The organism is Nesterenkonia sedimenti (assembly GCF_012641515.1).
GTDB classification, from domain to species: Bacteria; Actinomycetota; Actinomycetes; order Actinomycetales; family Micrococcaceae; genus Nesterenkonia; species Nesterenkonia sedimenti.
In genome coordinates this window covers 25,118-43,810 of record NZ_JABAHY010000013.1, presented here as the reverse complement: position 1 = coordinate 43,810, position 18,693 = coordinate 25,118, and the positions used below count along the sequence as shown (strand labels likewise).

Sequence of the window (18,693 nt, the reverse complement as noted above, 5' to 3'; positions counted from 1 at the left end):
CAACAGTCGGTGAGAGGGGCCGCCACATGAAACATGGCATGGTGCGCCGAGTTGATCGTTACTCGGGTCTAATCAAGAAGGTGTCGGCACTGCAGGTCAACGGCACACGAGATGAGGCGGACAAGCTTGCGTCGAAGGCTCGTGAAGCGCTACGTTCAAGTGGTCCGTTGCTGTCTGCCTCTGAGCGGAACTTCTTCGAGAAGTTCACGAACGACCCCTACGGGAAACTCCCCAAAAAGCGTCGTGAAGAAAAGCGGCCCGAACCTACTCCCGTGCGTCCTGAGCAACGGCACGCCACCCCGAAACCGTCTGCACCTCGCACTGCACCCCGCTCGAAGCGCGTTAACCGGTCCAACCAAAGTAAGAGCACGCCTCACAAAACGAAGAAGCCACAAAAGACTTCTGATCAGCTGCTGAACGAACTGCTTCGGGATGTTGATGAGGCCATACAATCCTCGGAGCGAGATGTTCGCCGAGCGGTCCTTCGACGTGTGAGCCTGTTCCTTTATCACCTCCCGGCGGCTCAGCCGGATACCCCCGGAGTGAAGAAGCTCCGGTCATTCCGGGATCGCCCATTTCGTGGACTGCCTGATGACCCAGCATTGATCGAAGAGCGCCGAGCACAGGCGGATCGGGCACTCGAGCAGAAACGCCAGGCTCAGGCTGAAAGGACGCAGTCACCTCCTGCTGGGGATACTGCTCCCAGGGCTCCAACGCCAGCCTTGCTCGCTTCACGTGGACCCAGCGACGGGCTCACTTACCGCACGCCGGTCTTTAGACGGGCTCGCCGTGAAGAACGCGTGAAGCCCAAGGACGCGGACGAGTTTATTACCTACAGAACTTTTCTCTCTTTCCCGGCTTCCGCTGGTATTGAAGTTCTTGAGGTGATGAACAAGTGGCTTGAGGAGAAAAGAACTGACCTCACCTTCGGCAAAAGTGCCACACATCGATCGGAGGACCGCTTCGCAGACACTCTGACGACGGAATCAAGCGGAAGCACTTTTCACCGATTGCGAATGGTGGAGAAGCAGCCGAACCTGAACTTCCACACAGATGTCGTGTTCGGATTTGAGCCCGATGAAGCGTGGCTGTGGGTCAAAATCTGGTCCGACGGTGACAAGCCTGCTCAGGCCCCGAGATTCGTCCGGCAGCTCTTGGAGGCCCCAGGTCCGCTGTCTGACTCACCTCTCAAGTTCCGCATCATCGAAGATGCAGCGGCAGCTGATCGCCTCTACGAGTACCTCGTCGACCCCAACCGACAATTGCCGGCATTCGTGGCCGGGACCGATAGTGCTCCCGATGATAGCGGTATTGAAGAGGAGTTCCGGACTCGGGCTGAGAAATGGGCGCGAAAGACTTTGGGGTTGGCGCAGTTCGTAGTGCTGGCTCCTGAGGCGACAGATCGATTGGAAGAGCGCTTGGGAGAAAGCTTTGCTCCTCGGCGGTGGACAATCAGAACCTACGAGCCCGCACTCAATCTAGGCGATTCCAACGATGCACGCCGACACCGCTTCTTTGGAACAGAGCGGTTAAGTCAGCTGGAACCTGAGGCTGTGGCCCGGCGGCTCAGTACCATAGCTCGCAGCATCGGTAATCGGCGCGGTGCACCTCGCCAAGTGCGTGCAGCACAATCTGCCTTCACCGAGGCAGAGAACCTACGGCTACTCCAGGGCCTGACGCAAGGCAACGAAGAGACTCGTCAGAAGTTCGCGCGGCTCGAATCAGCACATTCTGAAGATGAAGAGTTCGGCTTCACCCAAGATGAACTTCGCCATCTCACTGTGTTGAAGGAACTGCTGGAAGTTGAACTCTTCTCAGAGGACGTCGTGGAAAGCCTTGCTCACCGTTATGTGGAGGCCAATGAGGAGGCAATAGCCGAGATTGAAGTTCGCCTTCATGAGAATACTAAACGGGCTGCGAATTTAGAGGCAGAGCGGAATGTCGCCCACGATGACTTACGAGACAGCGTCTTGCACATTGCTCAGGTCGAGCAGGACGCGCAGCACCTCCGCAAGCAGGTGCAGTGGCTTCAAACTCAGCTGGCTGACGCCGGGGAAGGTGAAGCTGCATACAGCGAACTCTACAGTTCTATCACCAGGGATGAGGCTCCCGGCAACTTTGGGGAGCTGCTTGAGATGATGTCAGAGCTCGAGACCCTTGGTGTGTATTTCACAGGAGATCACGACCTAACCGCGGATCTCGACGAGATCGATACACAGGGGCAAGCAGTACAAGCCGCATGGATGAGCCTGCTTACGCTGGCCGACTATCTGCGGGCGAAAAAAGAGGGTGACTTCCAGGGAGATATGAGGACATACCTGGAGACCCGTCCCTCAGTCGAATACACGACAGTCTCGCCAAAGAGGCACGCCGCTGGTGAAAGCAAGACCACTATGAGCCAGTACGGCGATGAGCGTTTGCTGCCCGTGCCTAGGACGGTCTCAGAATCTGGGTACGCGCATATGCAAGCCCACTTCAGACTGCATCCCATTGGCATCAAGTCACCGAGGCTGCATTATCTGGACTGCAGTAGTGAAGGGAAAATCTACGTGGGTTATATCGGCCCTCACCTTCGAACCTCGGGGACGAACTAGAGCGCGTTCGAGCTTCGGAGGATTCAGACCCCACCAAAACATCGATCCACCGCTGAGGAGAGGCTGAGGGAGGTGGGGTGATAGAAGGAATGCCCCTCTGAGATGGGAAGATAGTGAGCGGCCGCAACGGGCTACGACCTGACTTGTGCCACTTTTGCTCGTTGAGGGTTTTCGTCTGCCGGGACCGGCGTGATTTCGGGGTTTTTGTTTCTGGGGTGGGGCACTAATCGTAGGGTTGAGGGGTGTGTGTCAGGAAGGTCAAGACCGCTTCCGGGGCCACAGCGATTTCGGGCCCTAGCGGGTTAGACAACCTCTCGACGTCTATGATGACAGGTATCAAGACGACAAGATGGATCGCAAAGCGAGAGGAAGCCGATGGGCAATCTCGGTCTCTACCAGGAGATTACTACCCGGGCTAGCCAGCTTGGCGGAGTAGAAGAGCTGATCGCGAGTATCGAGAAGAGCGCTGTCCTTAGCCTCGATCCACCGACCCGGTTTCTGAGTGGCGGCGGTAGTTGTGAATCGCTGCCATGCTGAGGATGGGCAGGGGGTGGTGTCCCGGCCATGCTCCGGTCTGTTCCACTCTGGTGTCCCCGGGTCTCTCCTCGCTGCTTGTGCCTGGCTTTTATCCGCGAGTCGTTACCTACGCGGCGCTCCGACGTCGTTCTTCCAGGCGGTCAGCAATCCATACTTTGATCACAGACTGGCGAGTGACGCCGAGGCGCTTTGCCTCATTGTCCAGCGAATCCACCATCCACTGCGGAAAATCCACGTTCACGCGCTTCGGCTCCGGATCTACCCGGCGTGCGGTTGACCAATCCACGTAATCGGAGATGTCCTCTCCGGCGTCGAACTTCCGGTCAAATTCCTCAACTGCTGACTGCTTGCTCATGAAGCTTCTTCTCCTCTGCTCGGGATCGCCTGACAGATATGAGCCTCACTCGAGACTCTCGATGCGTCACGACAGCGGTCCAGTACTTCTGGTCCAGCTTCCCCACTACCAACCAACGCTCCTCTAATGGGTAGTTGAGACGAACCTCAACGATGGGAAGTTCCCACAGTCGCTGCGCCTCACTGAAGTCGATGCCATGCTTTTCCCAATTCGCTCGGCTCTTTGCTGGATCGAACTCAAACTCCACTGCCGGACCCCTCTCAATGTATAAAAATTATACTCCACCGGTACTGGAAGTGTAAGAGTGGTGGACCTGCGCCTCTATGAGCGCATCCGATGGGAAGGGCAAGCGGCCTAGGTGCTGTGCTGAGGTCGGGGTCAGATCGCGGAGTTGCCGACGGTGCGGCCGCCGCAGACGTAGATCATCTGCCCGGTGGTGAATCCTCCCCGGGCATCTAGGAAATAGGCGACCGTATGCGCGATGTCCTCAGGCTCGCCCACCCGCTGGACCGGAATATTGTTGATGATCCGTTCGGTGGCCGGGGCGCCAGGTGGGTTGGCATCGTCGAAGAGTTTGGTGCGGATCGGGCCCGGGCCGATGGCGTTGACCGTGATGCCGTGCCGCCCCAGTTCCAGAGCCCAGGTGCGGGTGGCCCCCACTATTCCGGCCTTGGTGGCCGAATAGGTGGTCCGGCCCTCCTTACCCAGCACCACCCGAGAGGCGATGTTCACGATGCGACCGAACCCGCGCTCCTTCATCCCCGGTACCAGCGCCTGGGTGGCCAGGATCCCCGACTGCAGGTTGATCCGCACCGCACGGTCCAACTGCTCCAGGGTGACATCCTCCACCGCAGCCACATCAATGGCGCCGACATTATTGACCAGCCGGTGAATCGGACCATCAGCCAGCGCCTCCTTCAGCGCAGCCCGGGTCTGACCCTCATCAGAGAGATCAGCGGTGATATCCCCGCCCCGCAGATCAACAGTAATCGGCTGGTAACCCTCCTCGCGGCAACGCTCGGCCACCGCCGCACCGATTCCAGCACCACCACCGGTGATAAGCACTCGCTCGGTCATACTTCCTCCTTGTTTGTGGGGACAGTTCCCTCATCTGAACTGCTATTGACGGAACGTTGACGGCGTATGAACGCCCCGATAGCCACTATCAGAATTGCGCTGACAAGCAGGAGCAGGATGGTGAGAGAGGGGACACGAGTAAAGAAGATATCGACAGATCCGCCTGACATGATCATGGATCGGCGCCATTCAACTTCGAGCATCGGTCCGAGAATGAACCCCAGAATGAGAGGTGCCAGGTCGAAGTCAAATCTCCTCATCAGGAAACCCGCGGCTCCGAAAATCAGCATCAGAAGGACGTCGAACATGCTGTTGTTGATCGCGTAGACCCCGCAGATGGCAATCAGGACGACGACGGGGGCCAGGATTGCCTGGGGGACTCGCAGGATTGAGACGAAAACCCGAATCATCGGAAGGTTGAGCACCAGGAGAATGACGTTGCCTATGAACATCGAGGCAATCACACCCCAAAAAACATCGGGGTGGTCTTCAACAAGTTGAGGACCTGGGGTGATGTTCTGAAGCAGTAGGGCGCCAAAGATCAGGGCTAGAACAGGATTGGGGGGAACCCCGAGGGTCAAGAGTGGGACAAACGCTGAGTTGGAAGACGCGTTATCCGCGGTTTCGGTAGCCGCTAGACCATCCACGGCGCCTTTGCCGAACTTCTCTGGGTTCTTGGACAGCTTCTTCTCTGTGCCGTATGCGAGAACCGACGACACTGTCCCGCCCCCACCGGGCAGGACGCCTACAAAGAAGCCCAGGACAGAGGCCCGCAGAATAGCCATCCTAGAAGTCACCCAGTCTGCCCATGTAGGCATAATGCGCTTCATCCGAGGGGGTTTGAGAGGGGCGCTGTTTCTCCGAGAAATATTGTTCAGTACTTCACCGATACCAAAGAGTCCGATAGCTAGGGGAACAATCCCGATGCCGGCAGCCAGTTCGTAAGATCCGAAGGTTAGTCGTTGCGTACCGGAGATGGGATCCATCCCGATCGACGCAATGGTTATGCCAATGAGGGCCATGATCAGGCTCTTGAGAAGTTTCCCGGAACCGATGATGACAATCATGACCAGTCCGAAGAGCATGAGGAGAAAGAGTTCTGGGGACGCGAACATTCTGGCGACTTGGGTGAGGGTTGAGGCAAGCAGCGCCAGCCCCAAGATTGCGAAGGTTCCGCCCAGGAATGACCCGATGGCAGTAATACCAAGGGCCGCTCCGGCCCTGCCTTGCTGAGTGAGGGGATATCCGTCGAGGGTCGTCATCACCGAGGATGCGTCGCCTGGTAGGCGAAGAAGGATGGCGGGGATCCGGCCCCCGTACATGCTGCCGTAATAGATCCCCGCCAGCATGATGACGCCTGCTGCGGGGTCCATCGTAAAGGTCAGCGGCAGTAAGAGTGCCACAGCTGCGGTGGGACCAATTCCAGGCAAGAGGCCGAAAACAGTCCCTAGGGTGACCCCCAGCGTCACATAGAGCAGGTTCATGGGGGTAAGTGCGACTTCGAACCCCGCAAAAACTCCGTCGATGAACTCCACGTCTCCTCCTTTTGGATCGCGTGGGTTGAGTGAATGTCCAAGCCCGTTACAGGCGGACGTTGAGGAACTCGGTAAATGTGAAGTACAGCGCGACCGGGACAATGCACGCTGTGACTATGGACGTCACCCATGAGGCGCCAGAAGCGTACTTGAGCAGCACAAAGGCCATGGGAATGCCGGCTATCAGGAATCCCACGATGGGGTAGAGGACTAGAAAGCCAGAAATCGCGGCGATGAAGATTGCAACAGGGCCCCAGGACACGTCAGAGAACAACTTCTTTGTAGCTGAACTAGAAGGACGGACCACGGTTTTGAGCACTAGAGCCAACGTCAGAAGGCAGCCGAGGGCTGCAGTGAGAAAGGGCCACAACCCAGCTTCAGGAGATGCCAGACTGCCCAGACCAAGTGATAGGGCACTTAAACTGGCGATGACGAAGGCTCCCAAAATGAGGCAATAGCACAGGACGCTGGGCCACTGGGAGGTTATGTGGGACTTCATCCCGTTTACGGTGGCAGTCACAAGAGCTCTCCCTCCCTACAACAGTTCAAGGTCACTCCTGCGGTTCGAGTCCGGCTGGTTCCATGGATTCTCGGGTCCAGTCGGTCTCATTGGAAATGTAGCTGTCCATGAAATCACCACCTTCATAAGCTGGCGGCTGGAGCATGGTTGTCTCCGCGTAGTCGTTCCAGGTCGACGTCTCCAGTGCTTCAGCACCACCTTCTTGCAGAGCTTGGATGATTTCGTCAGGCGTATCGCTTGGAACTGACAGCGCCATTCGCGAGTAGCGGTCATGGGAGCGTTCAAAACCCTGTGCCGAGAAGGTTTCGCTCTCGGGTAGTTCTTCAAGTGGTTCGCTGGATGAGACAGCCAGTGCCGTTACCTCACCGGCCTCAATCTGTGGCAAGGCGATGTTGGCCTCTACGGCTGCCAAATCCGCATTGCCGTTGGCCACTGCCTGGGTGGTTTCGCCCGATGAGTCGAATGGGAGGTGGCTGCTGCTGCCTCCGGCCTCGTCCACGAAGTTCGATGCAATCAAGTGAAGAACATTGCCAGGGGAAGTGGTGGCGATAACAAGCTCCTCGTCCATGGGAACGTCCTCAAGAGACTCCCAGTTGGTATCAGGGTTCGCGACCAAGATGACGGGTTGGTCTCCTAGGCTAATCACTGACTTGAAGTCATCGGGTCCGTAGTTGACATCTTCAAGCAGGGGCACGGTGATAAACGTCGAGGCGGTTGAGTGCAGCATCGTGTATCCGTCAGCATTCGCGCGGGCAGCCTCAGCCGCACCGATGGCTGAGCCACCGCCGGGACGGTTCACTACGAGTATCTGGTCACCGTTTGCTTCCTCATATGCTTCTGCGAACGCCCTAACGGCCACATCAGAGGAGCCACCGGCGCCCCAGGGGACGACGATTTCAATGGGTTCTTCCGGAAAATCGTCCGCGGATGCTTCTCCCGGTCCGCAGGCAGTAAGTGCCAGGGTTCCCGCAGCAATCGTTACGAGAGCCTTATCAACTGTCTTCCGTTTCATCGGTAGTTCCAATCTTTAGAAATTGCGATGCTTGGGCTGAGTTCTCAGGCTGGCTGAGCTTGAAGGTCTCGTGTGGTTACGCAGTGAAAGTCTCCTGGTGTGAAGGAGGCGAACTCGGCGTAGTAGCGGTTCATCTGATCTGGCCAGATCGTGGTCAGCCGGTTGCTGCGAGCATCCAGATACCAGGACTGGCAATTGCCTTCAGTCCAGACCGTTCCCTCCGAACGCCGCTCCACATGCTCAATGAACTCCTGCTGCGACTCAGCCCGGACCTCCAGGACTCGCAGGTCCTCCCGCTGAAAATGCTCCACGGCCTCGGCGATGAACTTCGCCTGAGTCTCGATCATGAAAATGACCGACCCCGCCCCCAGGCCCACATGCGGACCGTTCATCAGGAACATATTCGGGAACCCATTGACGGCCATGCCCCCGTAGGCCTCGCTGCCCTCGGTCCAGACATCACTGAGCCAGGTTCCGTCAGTGCCGCGAACCTTCGCTGCGATCGGCAGCTCCGCGGCCTCAAACCCGGAGCAGAAGATCACACAGTCCACCTCATGCTCACCACCGGCGGCATCGACCACGGCATCCTCCCCGAAGGCGGTCACCGCATGGTCAACCAGCTCCACATTCTCCTTCTGCAGGGCCGGATACCAGGTATTGGACAGCAGGATGCGTTTGCAGCCGATGGTGTAATCCGGGGTGACCCGCTGAAGCAGCTGCGGATCATCAATCTGCCTCTCCCGGTGACCAGCAGCGATACTTTCGACCTCCTGGAGATAGGAGGGCACCAGCATCCGCTGCAGGAACCGCATCTCATTGGACCAGAACAGGAACTCCCGCAGATCTCTGGCCGAATCCGGAACCTTGGCGAACATCCGCTTCTGTTCATCGGTGTAGACAGTGTCCAACCGCGGAATCACATACGGGGCAGTGCGCTGAAAGACCTTCAGGGAACCGACCTCATCGGCGATCGCCGGAACCACCTGAATCGCCGAGGCGCCCGTGCCGACCACAGCAACGTTCTTACCCCGGAGGTCATAGTCGTGATCCCAGGTGGCCGAATGGAATGTCTTCCCCGAGAACTTCTCCAACCCCGGCACCTCAGGAACCCGCGGATCAGAAAGATGCCCAGTAGCGAAGACCACCTGCTGTGCCTCAAAGGTCAGGCTGCCGGTCTCAACCCTCCACACACCCTCGTCCTGCTGCCATTCAGCGCGTTCCACGGAGTGCCCGAACCGAGCATGTGGATAGAGACCCTCCTCCTCAGCGACCTTCCGCAGATAGGCGAAGATCTCGCTCTGGGAGGCATAGGTCTTGGTCCAGTCCGGATTGAGTCGGAAGGAGAAGGAGTACAGATGAGACTGAATATCGCATTCCGCACCCGGATAAGTATTGCTGTACCAGGTGCCGCCGAAATCCTGCTCCCGGTCGATGATCTGAAAGTCATGGATACCCCGGCGCTTGAGCATCGCGCCCAAGGCGATCCCGGAGAAGCCAGCTCCGACGATGAGCACCGGTGTTGTGACAGTTGAGGAGTTCATAGAAGACCTTTCGGGTTCAGTACATCCGGATCAGGGCACCAATGCGCCTACTGGTGAACGGTTCGCAGTGGCCCCGGCCAGGAAATCGCTGTAGGCCCCGTAGACCTGGCCTAAGCGCTCGCGGAGCATGGCGTGACCACTGTTGATTTCCACCAACGACGACGACGGCAGAGTTCCGTAGAGTTCCCGTCCGTGACTGACCGGAACCTTCTGATCCTCGGTGCCGGTGATGACCAGGGTCGGCACGGTCGTGCCTGAGGCCGCAGCTGTGGAATCCAGAACGCGGTTGACCTCCACTCGCCGCCGAATCTCCTCATGGGGAACCAGTGGTGTCAGCGTCACTGCCGTCTGCTGCTGGGAGAGAAAGGCGCGGTACTTAGGGGAGAACTGCATGAGATGGGATAGCCGCCCAGCGAACTGCGGGTCATGGTCGTAGAGCTCCAACCAGAGGTCATGCCGTTCGCGCTGCAGGGCATCAGTTCTCAACCAGCCACCCAGCAGACACAGGGACTCCACGGAGTCATGGTTTGCCGCATGCAGAGCGATATGCGCACCCAGCGAATAGCCCAGGAGATCGACCTTATTTTCGTCCAGGGAATCCAAGAGCTGATGCAGCTGCTCGACATAGGCAGCCAGGGTCTGTTCCGGTTCCAGCCCATCAGGGGAGGTGAAGTCAAAGAGATGCACGCTGTGATCCCGTTCCAGCAGGGGTTTCAAGCCTGAAAAGGATTCTTCAGCGGATCCTTCCGTGCCGGGAACGAGAACGATCGTGCGACTGGTCATCTCCGTACCTTTCCTGTCACTACCTGGGGGAGGAATCGGCATGCGCCTCATGCCCTCATCTGGCTGCAGATATTTTGATAGTTGACTATCAATTGTGTTCCACACCATAGGAATGTATCGGATGTGAGTCAAGTCACTCGAGGATTATTCTGTGGAAACCTGGGCTTTTTGTGTCGGAATGGCGCTTCCCCGGGTATGAGAGACAGCTCTCATATGCTATGAATATGGGGCGGCTTCCCGCCCCGATGTGAGGAGAAGAATATGGCCACGGCCAGAGAGACCTCGAAGCAGGCGCGGATGCTTAAAATCAAGCGAGCTGCAGAGCGGATACTGGAGCGCAGTAGCATCCGCGACGTGACCATGGAGGAGGTCGCCGCTGAGGCCGGGGTTGGCAGTGCCACCCTCTTTCGCTATGTGGGTTCCAAAGATGCGCTTCTGCTGATGGTCTACGGCGATCGCATGGATTTGTTGTTAGCCCATATCGAAGCCCGCGACCTTGAATTGACCATGAGTACTCCCTCGGAGGCCAAGGATGCCGATTATTACCTCCGGCGAATCATGGAGATGTATAAACAGCGGTGTGACTTCTACATAAAGAACCCCGAGAACGCTGCCATCTACCTGCGTGCGGGGTTTGATAAGGACAATCCCAGTAGATGGCGCAATCTGGCGCAGGGAGATCGAACCATCCGCCTATGCGCCAATATTCTCTACGAGGCCACCGAGCATGAACTTACTGTCAATGTGCCTATTTCTTGGGAGGCAGTAGCTCGCAACTGCCATGCGATCTATATGCATGAGATTGATCGGACGCCCACTAGGGAGGTGCCGCCGGAGTCCATTTGGGGTCGCGCTAAACCCCGGCTCGAGGCTCAGCTGCTGCCGCTGTTCAAAGCCAGGCGCGCAGATTAGCTTCCAGCCGTCGTCGTCGTTCTCCTCCGCTGCCGCTGTAGACCCCGAGCTGGCAGGCGTATACTCACCAATCAGCACCGTGACTCGGATCACAGCGGATGGAGGCGCAGATGACACAGAGCATGCTTGAACGCCCAGCGGCGCAAGCCCCGGTCAACCGGGCGGTGGCCACCACCCTCGAGGAGTGGCGCGCCGCAGCCGGAAACCGCCTGGTGCCCGTGAATGTCTCCGCAGAGGGAAGCTTCAGCGGCACTATCACCTGGCGCAGCATCGAAGGTGCCTCGCTGAGTGAAATCATCGCCGAACCCCACCGTGTCCACCGCGCCCCGGAGCTGATCGACAGCACCGAGCGACCCTACATCAAACTCAGCCTGCAGATGCAGGGCACCGGCTACCTCACCCAGGGGGAGCGGCATGCTGAACTGCGCGCCGGGGACCTCGCCATCTACGAGACCTCCCGCCCCTACAGCCTCGAATTTCCCGCGCCGCTGCGGTGCATGGTCATGGCATTCCCCCTGGAAAGTCTCAATGTCCCGCTCTCGCTGATCCGGCGGATCACCGCGGTGCGGCTGCCCGGTGACGAGGGGATCGGGCAGATGATCTCGCCGTTTATGCAGCATGTGGCAGAACACCTCGATGAGCTCTCCGGGGTCACCGGGGCCAGGCTGCTGCGCTCCACCCTGGATTTGCTGGCAGCCTTTGTCTACGCCCAGCTGCCCGAGGACTCCAGCGGTGAGGGCCACTCCCGCCGCGAGGAGCTCCGTGCCTACAAGCTCTACATCGACGAACACCTCTACGACCCCGAGCTCAGCGCCTCCACCGTGGCCAAAGCCCATTACGTCTCGGTGCGCTACCTTCAGTACCTCTTCAGCGAAGAGGACATCACCGTCTCCGGATATATCCGCTCCCGCCGGCTGGAGAAATGCCGCCTGGACCTCTCCGATCCGGCCCAGGCATCACTGTCGGTACTGCAGATCGCCCAACGCTGGGGCTTCACCGACGCCAGCCATTTCAGCAAAGTCTTCCGTGCCCACACCGGAGCCTCACCACGGACCTACCGGGCTGCGCATCTGGCCGAATAAAGCCCTTCGCAACGGAGGGCGACGCCATCGAACCCTCTTCTGACCTGGAGAAACAAAGCTGTGCGCCCCTGGATCAGCTGAGGTGCGCTTGATGACAAGACGTTCCCGCCCACCCCGGGCAAGAATGTGATGGCAGTCATATTCAATCCGGCGCATGCGCCGTGGAAGGGAACGCACACTCATGGTCATCAAGGACGATCTGTACGAGGTCGGCATCGCCCAGCGCCGCCACATGTTCGGACCCGAGGGCGCCGAGGGCCAGACCGAACACACCACTGATCTCAACGACAAGATCCAGGACTTCGTCACCCGCAACTGCTTCGGGGATATCTGGCAGCGTGACCACCTCACCACAATCGACCGCAGCAAGATCACCTTCGCCATGCTGGTAGCCACCGGCCGGGCCCATGAGACCCGCATCCACGCCCGTGGGGCCCTGGCCAACGGTGTGACACCCCTGCAGCTGCGCGAAATCGCCGTCCACGCCACCCTCTACTGCGGCATTCCCGCCGCCGTGGACGGACTCAAAGCCCTAGAGGAGGTCTTCGCCGAAAAAGGCATCTCCCTGGACCTCGACGGGGAATCCACCGGAAAGACCACCGTATGAACACCCAGACAGAAACGGTCGGCTTCATCGGCCTGGGCACTATGGGCAGCCCCATGGCCACCAATATCGCCGCCGCCGGCTATGAGCTCTACCTCCACGACGCCGACCCCCAACGCCCGGCTGAGCTGGCCGAGGAGATCAAGACCCAGACCGGTAAACAGACCCACCCGGCCGCCGAGTCCCAGGCGCTCTCGGCCTGCACCCTGCTGGTGCTGATGCTGCCCACCAGCAGAATTGTCCGCTCGGTTCTGCTCACCGAGACCGGGGAGCTGGCCATCCCGCTGAACCCCGGCACTGTCGTAGTGGATATGAGCTCCTCGGACCCCACCGAAACAGTGGAGACCGGGTGGAGCCTGGCCCAGCATGGCATCCACCTCGTCGACGCCCCGGTCTCCGGGGCCCGGGAACGAGCCGTCAACGGAACTCTGGCCATCATGATGGGTGCAGATGACGACGACGCCGCCACCCGGGCCACACCAGTGATTGAGGCGATGAGCCGGGCGATCTACCGCACCGGCAAACTCGGCACCGGCCATGCCATGAAAGCGCTGAACAACTTCGTGGCGGGTGCGGCAGTGGCCGCCACCTCCGAGGCGCTGACCGCAGGAGAACGCTTCGGCCTGGACCCAGCGGTGATGGTCGATGTGCTCAATGACTCCACCGGCCAGAGCTTCATCACTAGCCATGTGCTCGGACCCCATGTGGTTCAGGGCCGCTATGCCAGCGGCTTCGCCCTGCCACTGATCACCAAAGACATCGGCATCGCCCGCAGCCTCCAAGAGGCCGTCGGGCACCGGGCGCCGGTCTGCGATGCCGTGGCCGAACAGTTCAACACCGCCCTGCAGAGCCTGGGCAATGTGGACCACACCGAGGCCTACCGCCACTGGAAACAGGACTGAGTGAGCAGATAGCCATGGAACGCCTCGTCGTCGTCATCAGCAGGGCCATGGGAGTGGTGGCCGCCCTGGCCATCGTGGTGCTGATGGCTGCCATCGTCACCGATGTCACCACCCGCTACATCACCGGCGGCAGTATGCCGGCCATGGTCGAGCTCTCCGAATCAGCCCTGGTGGTCGCCGTGTTCTTCGGGTTGGCCTGGGCCGGAGCCTCCGGGGCGCATGTGGCCGTCTCTCTGGTCACCGACCGGCTGCCCGATGGGGTCAACCGGATCCTGACGGTGGTGGTGTGGCTGCTGGCCACCGGTTTCACCGCCTGGATGACCTTCGCCACCTATGAGCGGGCGGTCAGTTCCACTGACCGCAGCGAAACCCGTATGGGGCTGGTGGAGTGGCCGATCTGGCCGTTGAGGTGGGTGATCGTCATCGGGCTGGCGGCCTTCCTGCTGGTCTGCGTCATCAACCTGCTGCGGGCAGTGCGCGGCCGGGAGATCCTGCCCGCGGCCATCGAGGGCGCTGAACCCCGCACCCCGGCGGCCCATATCGACGACCGCGCCGGTCTCTGAGGCGAAAGGACCACTATGGAGATCTATCACGTCGTCCTCATCACCCTGGGGCTGCTGATCGCGCTGCTGTGCATCCGGATGCCGGTGGCCCTGTCCCTGGGGCTCTCCGGGGGAATCGGGCTGATGCTGCTGCGCGGGACCGACTACAGCAGCAACACCCTGGGGTCGGTGCCCTTCGCCGATACCGCAAGCTTCACCCTGACCATTATCCCCATGTTCATCCTGATGGGCATGTTCGCAGTCCGGGCCAATATCGCCTCCAATGTCTTCGCCGTGGCCAATTACTTCGCCCGGCGGGCACCCGGGGGACTCGGAGTGGCGACCGTGATGGCCTGTGCCGGGTTCTCCGCGGTCTCTGGATCCTCCATCGGTACTGCTGCGACAGTCTCCCGCCTGGCGGTCAACCAAATGCGAGCATCAGGGTTCCCCTCCAGTCTGGCCACCGGTATCGTCGCCATCGCCGGAACCCTGGGCGTGATGATCCCGCCATCGACCTTCCTGGTCCTCTACGCGGTGCTGGCCCGCGAATCGGTGGCCGCCCTGCTGGCCGCCGGGATCATCCCCGGACTGCTCTCAGCACTGAGCTACATCATCTACATCATGATCGCCGGCCAGCGGCGGGTCCGCACCGAATTGGCCCGCCGGGAGACCAACCAGGACACCGACAGCGACGGCGAACCCCTCGGTGCCGCCGTGGAGGAGGCTCGCCGCGAACTGGAGCAGAAAGCGACCAACCTGCGGGAGTTGCCCTGGCGCGGACTGGTCCATGTGGTCATCATCTTCCTGGTGGTCATGGGTGGGATGTACTCCGGGATCTTCACCTCCACCGAAAGTGCCGCCGTCGGGGCGCTGACCGCCCTGGTGATTCTGATCATCGAGAAGCGCCGCAGCGGGCTGCGCCAGATCTTCACCGCATTCAAAGACTCCCTGCTGGATACCGCGCAGTCGACGTCGATGGTTTTCTTCATCATCATCGGTTCCGGGATCTTCTCCGCGTTCCTGGTCACCGCGGGGGTCACTCAATCGGTCACCGAATGGGTCACTGACCTACCGCTGAACCCCATGCTGATCATGGCCCTGCTGCTATTGGCGCTGATCCCCCTGGGCATGTTCCTGGAGTCGATGTCGATCCTGGTGCTGGCCGTGCCGCTGCTCTATCCGATCGCCACCGAGCTGGGTTTCGACGGGATCTGGCTGGGCATCATGATCGTCAAACTCATCGAAATCGGAATGGTCACCCCACCGGTGGGCATCATCACCTTCGTCATCGCAGGCACCTCCCGGGTGCGCTCGGAGACCGTGTTCAAAGGTGTGATGCCGCTGCTGGTCATGGATCTGTTGGTGACCGCCGTGCTGTTCCTGGTGCCCGGTATCACCCTGTTCTTGCCGTCGTTGATGAATTAGCTGCTCCACCAATGAGAGGAACCCCGCAATGTCTATATTTCCCAAAGGCTCCAAAGCCTTAGCCGCCACCGCCGCCGTCGGCGCCCTGGCCCTGCTCCCCGCCTGCTCCGAAGGTGTAGTCGGTGGGGGCGAGGGCAATGGGGCCGAAGGCGAGGTCACCCTGACCCTGGTGACCTCCGCCCTCGACGGAACCGCCAATGCCGCCGTTCAGGACTGGTACCTTGATGAACTCGAGGAACGCAGTGAAGGGCGCATCGAGATCGAACGCACTGAGGCCTATTCCCTCTGTGACGCCACCGAGATCGCTGACTGCGTCGGTGACGGACGGGCAGATCTGGGGGTGACCATCCCCGACTACACCCCGCAGTACTTCCCCTCCACCTCAGTGGTCTCCATCCCGTTCATCGGTCAGAATTGGCAGGGCATCACCCACGCCCTGCACGATCTGCACCGGGAGAACGATGACGCGGTGGCAGTGATGACCAATAACAACCTTCACCACCTGGCGACCTGGCCGGTGGGCCGGATGCTGATCGGCACCCATGAGCCGGTGGAGAGCCCCGAGGATCTCTCCGGTCTCTCCACCCGAGCCTCCGGGCCGCTGGCGATCCAGCTCTTCGAAGGGGAGGGGGTCAATGTGGTCTCCCTGCCGGCCAATGAGGCCTATGAGGGTGTTGAGCGTGGGGTCGTGGACTCAATCGCCGCCAGTATCGACTTCCCGGTCAACTACCAGCTCAATGAACTGCTGCCGTATTGGACCGATCCCGGATTCGGCGAATACTCCGCCTTTGGCATGTGGCTGAACCTGGAGACCTACGAGTCCATGCCGGAGGATCTGCAGGAAGTTGTGGACGAGGTTGCCGCTGAGCTGGCCGCCGGTGCCGGAGCCGAGGCCTTCTTCGACCAGGCTGCCGAGCAGTGCCCGCCCATGCTGGAGGCTGAGAATCTCGAAGGGTTCGACCGCTGGGACGAGGAGGTCACCGCAAACTGGGAGGCCGAAACTGAGGACAGCCTGCAGTCGGCCTGGGTTGAGATGGCTGAGGACCAGGGTCTCGAGAACGCCTACCAGGTGCTCGAGGACTACCTCGCCAGCCTCGAGGAACTGGCCGATCCCAGTGTTGAAGACGCTACGCTGAGCTGTATCGACCAATTCGCCGATCAGTGAGATCTGGTCGTGGGAGCTCAGGCTAGGCAGACTGGTTCAAATTTGAAATACTGGCTGTGATCTGAGTGCCGCGATGCAGCCAGGAGGTCTGCCATGAGCAACACCGAGACCCAGCCCAAAGAACAGGTCTGCATCAACGGGCCCTACACCCCCGATGAGGTCCCGGGGCCCAGCGCACCGAAGAATGGTGAGCTCAGCCCCGGGATCACCCGGACCGAATCCGGTGTTGAACTGCTCGAACCCCGCGAGGTTCCCCTCGGCGGACCCCGGGCCATGAACGTCCGGCGCACCCTGCCCCAGCGGGCCCGCTCCCTGGTCGGGGCCTGGTGCTTCCTGGACTTCTACGGGCCCGATGACCTCACCGAGGCCACCCCCATGCGTGTGCCCCGGCACCCCCATACCGGGCTGGCCACCTGCTCCTGGCTGTTCTCCGGGCGGATTGACCATATGGACTCAGCCGGCAATTGGGCCACCGTGCGTCCCGGTGAGGTCGCGATGATGAATGCCGGTCGCGGTATCAGTCACTCCGAGTTCTCCACCTTCGATACCAAGGTCCTGCACGGAGCCCAGCTCTGGTACGCCTTCCCCGATGAGCACCGGTTCGTCGAACCCAGTCTGGACACCCACCGGCCGGAGCCGGTGCGCGGTCAGGGTTGGGAGGCCAAAGTCTTCCTCGGCGAATTGCTTGGCTACCGCTCCCCGGTGAAGACTTATATCCCGCTGACCGGGGCGGAGCTGCGATTGGAGCCGGGGCAGGTCCTGGAGATCGATGTGCCCGCCGACCATGAGCATGCTCTGCTGCGCATCACCGGGGATGTCGGTCTCAACGGCTGCTGGCTGCCCCAGGATCACCTTGCGGTGGTGGACCCCGGGGCGCGGACTCTGAGGATTGAGGCCGGTGATGAACCAGTACTGGCCCTGCTCATCGGGGGTGAGCCCCTGGGTGAACAGATTGTGATGTGGTGGAACTTCGTGGGCCGCAGCCACGAGGAGATCGCCGGCTACCGGGCGAACTACCAGGCCGAAATGGGTTTCGAGGCCCCGGCTGAGGACTCGCCCCTGCAGAAGAAGATCGCCGGAGCCCCCGCTACACAGATCACCACGGAGACCGCCTCCCAGCCCGATGGCACCCAGGAGGAAGTCGACGTCGACGACGGCGCCCTCGGTGATCCCGTCCACGGTGACCTCCGCGATGCGCTCGCCGGGACGCAGTACCCCGATGGGACACCCTTCCCGCAGTTCGGTGACTTCCCGCCGGGGCAGTCGGCCCCGCTGCCAGCACCACCGCTGCCGAACACCAGGATGAAACCCCGCGGCTGATCAGGGCTGGATTTGATCGGGGCTGGGTTCGATCAGGGCCGGGTTTGATCAGGACAGCGCGACTGTGGTCTGTTGACCGGCTGGGGTGAAGCCGAGGCTGATCGCCATGCGCAGGGAGGCCGGTTCCTCAGCTGCTGCCCGCCACTGTGGGATCAACCCCTCGGTGAATGCCTCCTCCACGGCCACTGCTGCGGCGAACCGGCCCAGGCCCAGTCCGCGGCGTTCGGGGTGGGTGAGGATTCCGATATGACCCAGTACCTCCTGCCAGACCTCCCGGCTGGCGGCAGCCATTACCTCCCCGGTGGCCTCGCGCACCAGGGCGGCAGTCCACTCAGCCTCCTGCAGGCCCGAGCGGGCCACTTCATCGGCAGGGGAGCGGCTGGCCAGTTCCTGGGCATGCTTGGGGTCGAAGGAGACTGCCACTGAATCGGATCCCTGCACCTCAGGGGGATTCTCGCAGTAGAGCAGATGGGCCTCACCGAGCATTCGTGCCCCGGGATAGTGGGCCCGGGCTAGGGCCAGCAGCTGTGATTCCAGGGCCAGTTCTTCATCTTGGTAGCCACGCGCATCACGTAGGACAGTCGATGGTCCGTAGAGAACGGTGCGTCCGAAGAGCTGGACGAGGCTGACCGCTGCGGCGTCGTCGTTGGCTGCCTCGATTCGATCCTGTCCGGATGCAGACTCCAGCTCGCCATCGGCCAGCCCCAGAATCCGCGACCAGGCGAGCATAATGATCTGCTCCGTATGGGCATCAAGTCCCGTCATGAACCTAGCGTAGCGGCTGCGG

General features: G+C 60.6%; 18 protein-coding genes. 9 read left to right on the top strand and 9 right to left on the bottom strand.

The genetic code is table 11. The features are described 5' to 3' along the window. Positions 1-26: 26 nt before the first annotated feature. Positions 27-2,594: a hypothetical protein gene (locus HGQ17_RS12065; protein WP_168888195.1), complete on the top strand. Its 2,568-nt coding sequence runs from the start codon at positions 27-29 to the stop codon at positions 2,592-2,594. A gap of 643 nt (positions 2,595-3,237) precedes the next feature. Here the strand turns inward: HGQ17_RS12065 and brnA are convergent. The 8 genes from brnA to HGQ17_RS12025 all read right to left on the bottom strand — a co-directional run bounded on the left by brnA (position 3,238) and on the right by HGQ17_RS12025 (position 9,954). After that, positions 3,238-3,486 (bottom strand): type II toxin-antitoxin system BrnA family antitoxin, encoded by a 249-nt coding sequence (gene brnA, locus HGQ17_RS12060; protein ID WP_168888194.1) that lies wholly within the window; start codon positions 3,484-3,486, stop codon positions 3,238-3,240. Then, a complete protein-coding gene (locus HGQ17_RS15930; protein ID WP_168888193.1) occupies positions 3,464-3,733 on the bottom strand; it encodes a BrnT family toxin in 270 nt (89 codons plus the stop codon). The genes brnA and HGQ17_RS15930 overlap by 23 nt, the downstream gene beginning before the upstream one ends. 131 nt (positions 3,734-3,864) lie before the next feature. Further along, positions 3,865-4,563 (bottom strand): SDR family oxidoreductase, encoded by a 699-nt coding sequence (locus HGQ17_RS12050; protein WP_168888192.1) that lies wholly within the window; start codon positions 4,561-4,563, stop codon positions 3,865-3,867. Further along, positions 4,560-6,098 carry a tripartite tricarboxylate transporter permease gene (locus HGQ17_RS12045; RefSeq protein WP_324615278.1) on the bottom strand — a complete coding sequence of 513 codons (1,539 nt, stop codon included), beginning with the start codon at positions 6,096-6,098 and terminating at the stop codon, positions 4,560-4,562. The genes HGQ17_RS12050 and HGQ17_RS12045 overlap by 4 nt, the downstream gene beginning before the upstream one ends. Before the next feature lie 46 nt (positions 6,099-6,144). Beyond that, positions 6,145-6,618 (bottom strand): tripartite tricarboxylate transporter TctB family protein, encoded by a 474-nt coding sequence (locus tag HGQ17_RS12040; protein ID WP_168888191.1) that lies wholly within the window; start codon positions 6,616-6,618, stop codon positions 6,145-6,147. 31 nt (positions 6,619-6,649) lie between these two features. Beyond that, positions 6,650-7,630, bottom strand: a complete 981-nt coding sequence (locus tag HGQ17_RS12035; protein ID WP_168888190.1) for a Bug family tripartite tricarboxylate transporter substrate binding protein — start codon at positions 7,628-7,630, stop codon at positions 6,650-6,652. 44 nt (positions 7,631-7,674) lie between these two features. Continuing rightward, positions 7,675-9,171, bottom strand: coding sequence for a flavin-containing monooxygenase (locus HGQ17_RS12030; protein WP_168888189.1), 1,497 nt, complete (start codon positions 9,169-9,171; stop codon positions 7,675-7,677). A gap of 30 nt (positions 9,172-9,201) precedes the next feature. Continuing rightward, positions 9,202-9,954 (bottom strand): alpha/beta fold hydrolase, encoded by a 753-nt coding sequence (locus tag HGQ17_RS12025; protein ID WP_168888188.1) that lies wholly within the window; start codon positions 9,952-9,954, stop codon positions 9,202-9,204. A 261-nt stretch (positions 9,955-10,215) separates the two neighbouring features. Here HGQ17_RS12025 and HGQ17_RS12020 point away from each other — a divergent pair, with 261 nt between their 5' ends. The 8 genes from HGQ17_RS12020 (at position 10,216) to HGQ17_RS11985 (ending at position 17,906) form a co-directional block, all read left to right on the top strand. Next, positions 10,216-10,866 carry a TetR/AcrR family transcriptional regulator gene (locus tag HGQ17_RS12020; RefSeq protein WP_168888187.1) on the top strand — a complete coding sequence of 217 codons (651 nt, stop codon included), beginning with the start codon at positions 10,216-10,218 and terminating at the stop codon, positions 10,864-10,866. Positions 10,867-10,976: 110 nt separating this feature from the next. Beyond that, positions 10,977-11,948, top strand: a complete 972-nt coding sequence (locus HGQ17_RS12015) for an AraC-like ligand-binding domain-containing protein (RefSeq protein WP_168888186.1) — start codon at positions 10,977-10,979, stop codon at positions 11,946-11,948. Between the two features lie 154 nt (positions 11,949-12,102). Beyond that, complete coding sequence (locus HGQ17_RS12010) at positions 12,103-12,555, top strand: carboxymuconolactone decarboxylase family protein (RefSeq protein ID WP_229503529.1); 453 nt, start codon at positions 12,103-12,105, stop codon at positions 12,553-12,555. After that, entirely contained in the window at positions 12,552-13,454 is a 903-nt protein-coding gene (locus HGQ17_RS12005) for an NAD(P)-dependent oxidoreductase (protein ID WP_168888185.1), read from the top strand. Before HGQ17_RS12010 ends, HGQ17_RS12005 begins: the two co-directional genes overlap by 4 nt. 14 nt (positions 13,455-13,468) lie before the next feature. Next, complete coding sequence (locus HGQ17_RS12000; RefSeq protein WP_168888184.1) at positions 13,469-14,017, top strand: TRAP transporter small permease; 549 nt, start codon at positions 13,469-13,471, stop codon at positions 14,015-14,017. Positions 14,018-14,032: 15 nt separating this feature from the next. Continuing rightward, the gene (locus HGQ17_RS11995) at positions 14,033-15,421 is read left to right on the top strand and encodes a TRAP transporter large permease (RefSeq protein ID WP_168888183.1); all 1,389 of its coding nucleotides are present in this window, start codon (positions 14,033-14,035) and stop codon (positions 15,419-15,421) included. A gap of 28 nt (positions 15,422-15,449) precedes the next feature. Further along, positions 15,450-16,586 carry a TRAP transporter substrate-binding protein DctP gene (gene dctP, locus HGQ17_RS11990; RefSeq protein WP_168888182.1) on the top strand — a complete coding sequence of 379 codons (1,137 nt, stop codon included), beginning with the start codon at positions 15,450-15,452 and terminating at the stop codon, positions 16,584-16,586. 93 nt (positions 16,587-16,679) lie between these two features. After that, the gene (locus tag HGQ17_RS11985; protein ID WP_168888181.1) at positions 16,680-17,906 is read left to right on the top strand and encodes a pirin family protein; all 1,227 of its coding nucleotides are present in this window, start codon (positions 16,680-16,682) and stop codon (positions 17,904-17,906) included. Between the two features lie 48 nt (positions 17,907-17,954). Here the strand turns inward: HGQ17_RS11985 and HGQ17_RS11980 are convergent, their stop codons facing one another. After that, complete coding sequence (locus tag HGQ17_RS11980) at positions 17,955-18,671, bottom strand: GNAT family N-acetyltransferase (RefSeq protein ID WP_168888180.1); 717 nt, start codon at positions 18,669-18,671, stop codon at positions 17,955-17,957. Positions 18,672-18,693: the final 22 nt, after the last annotated feature.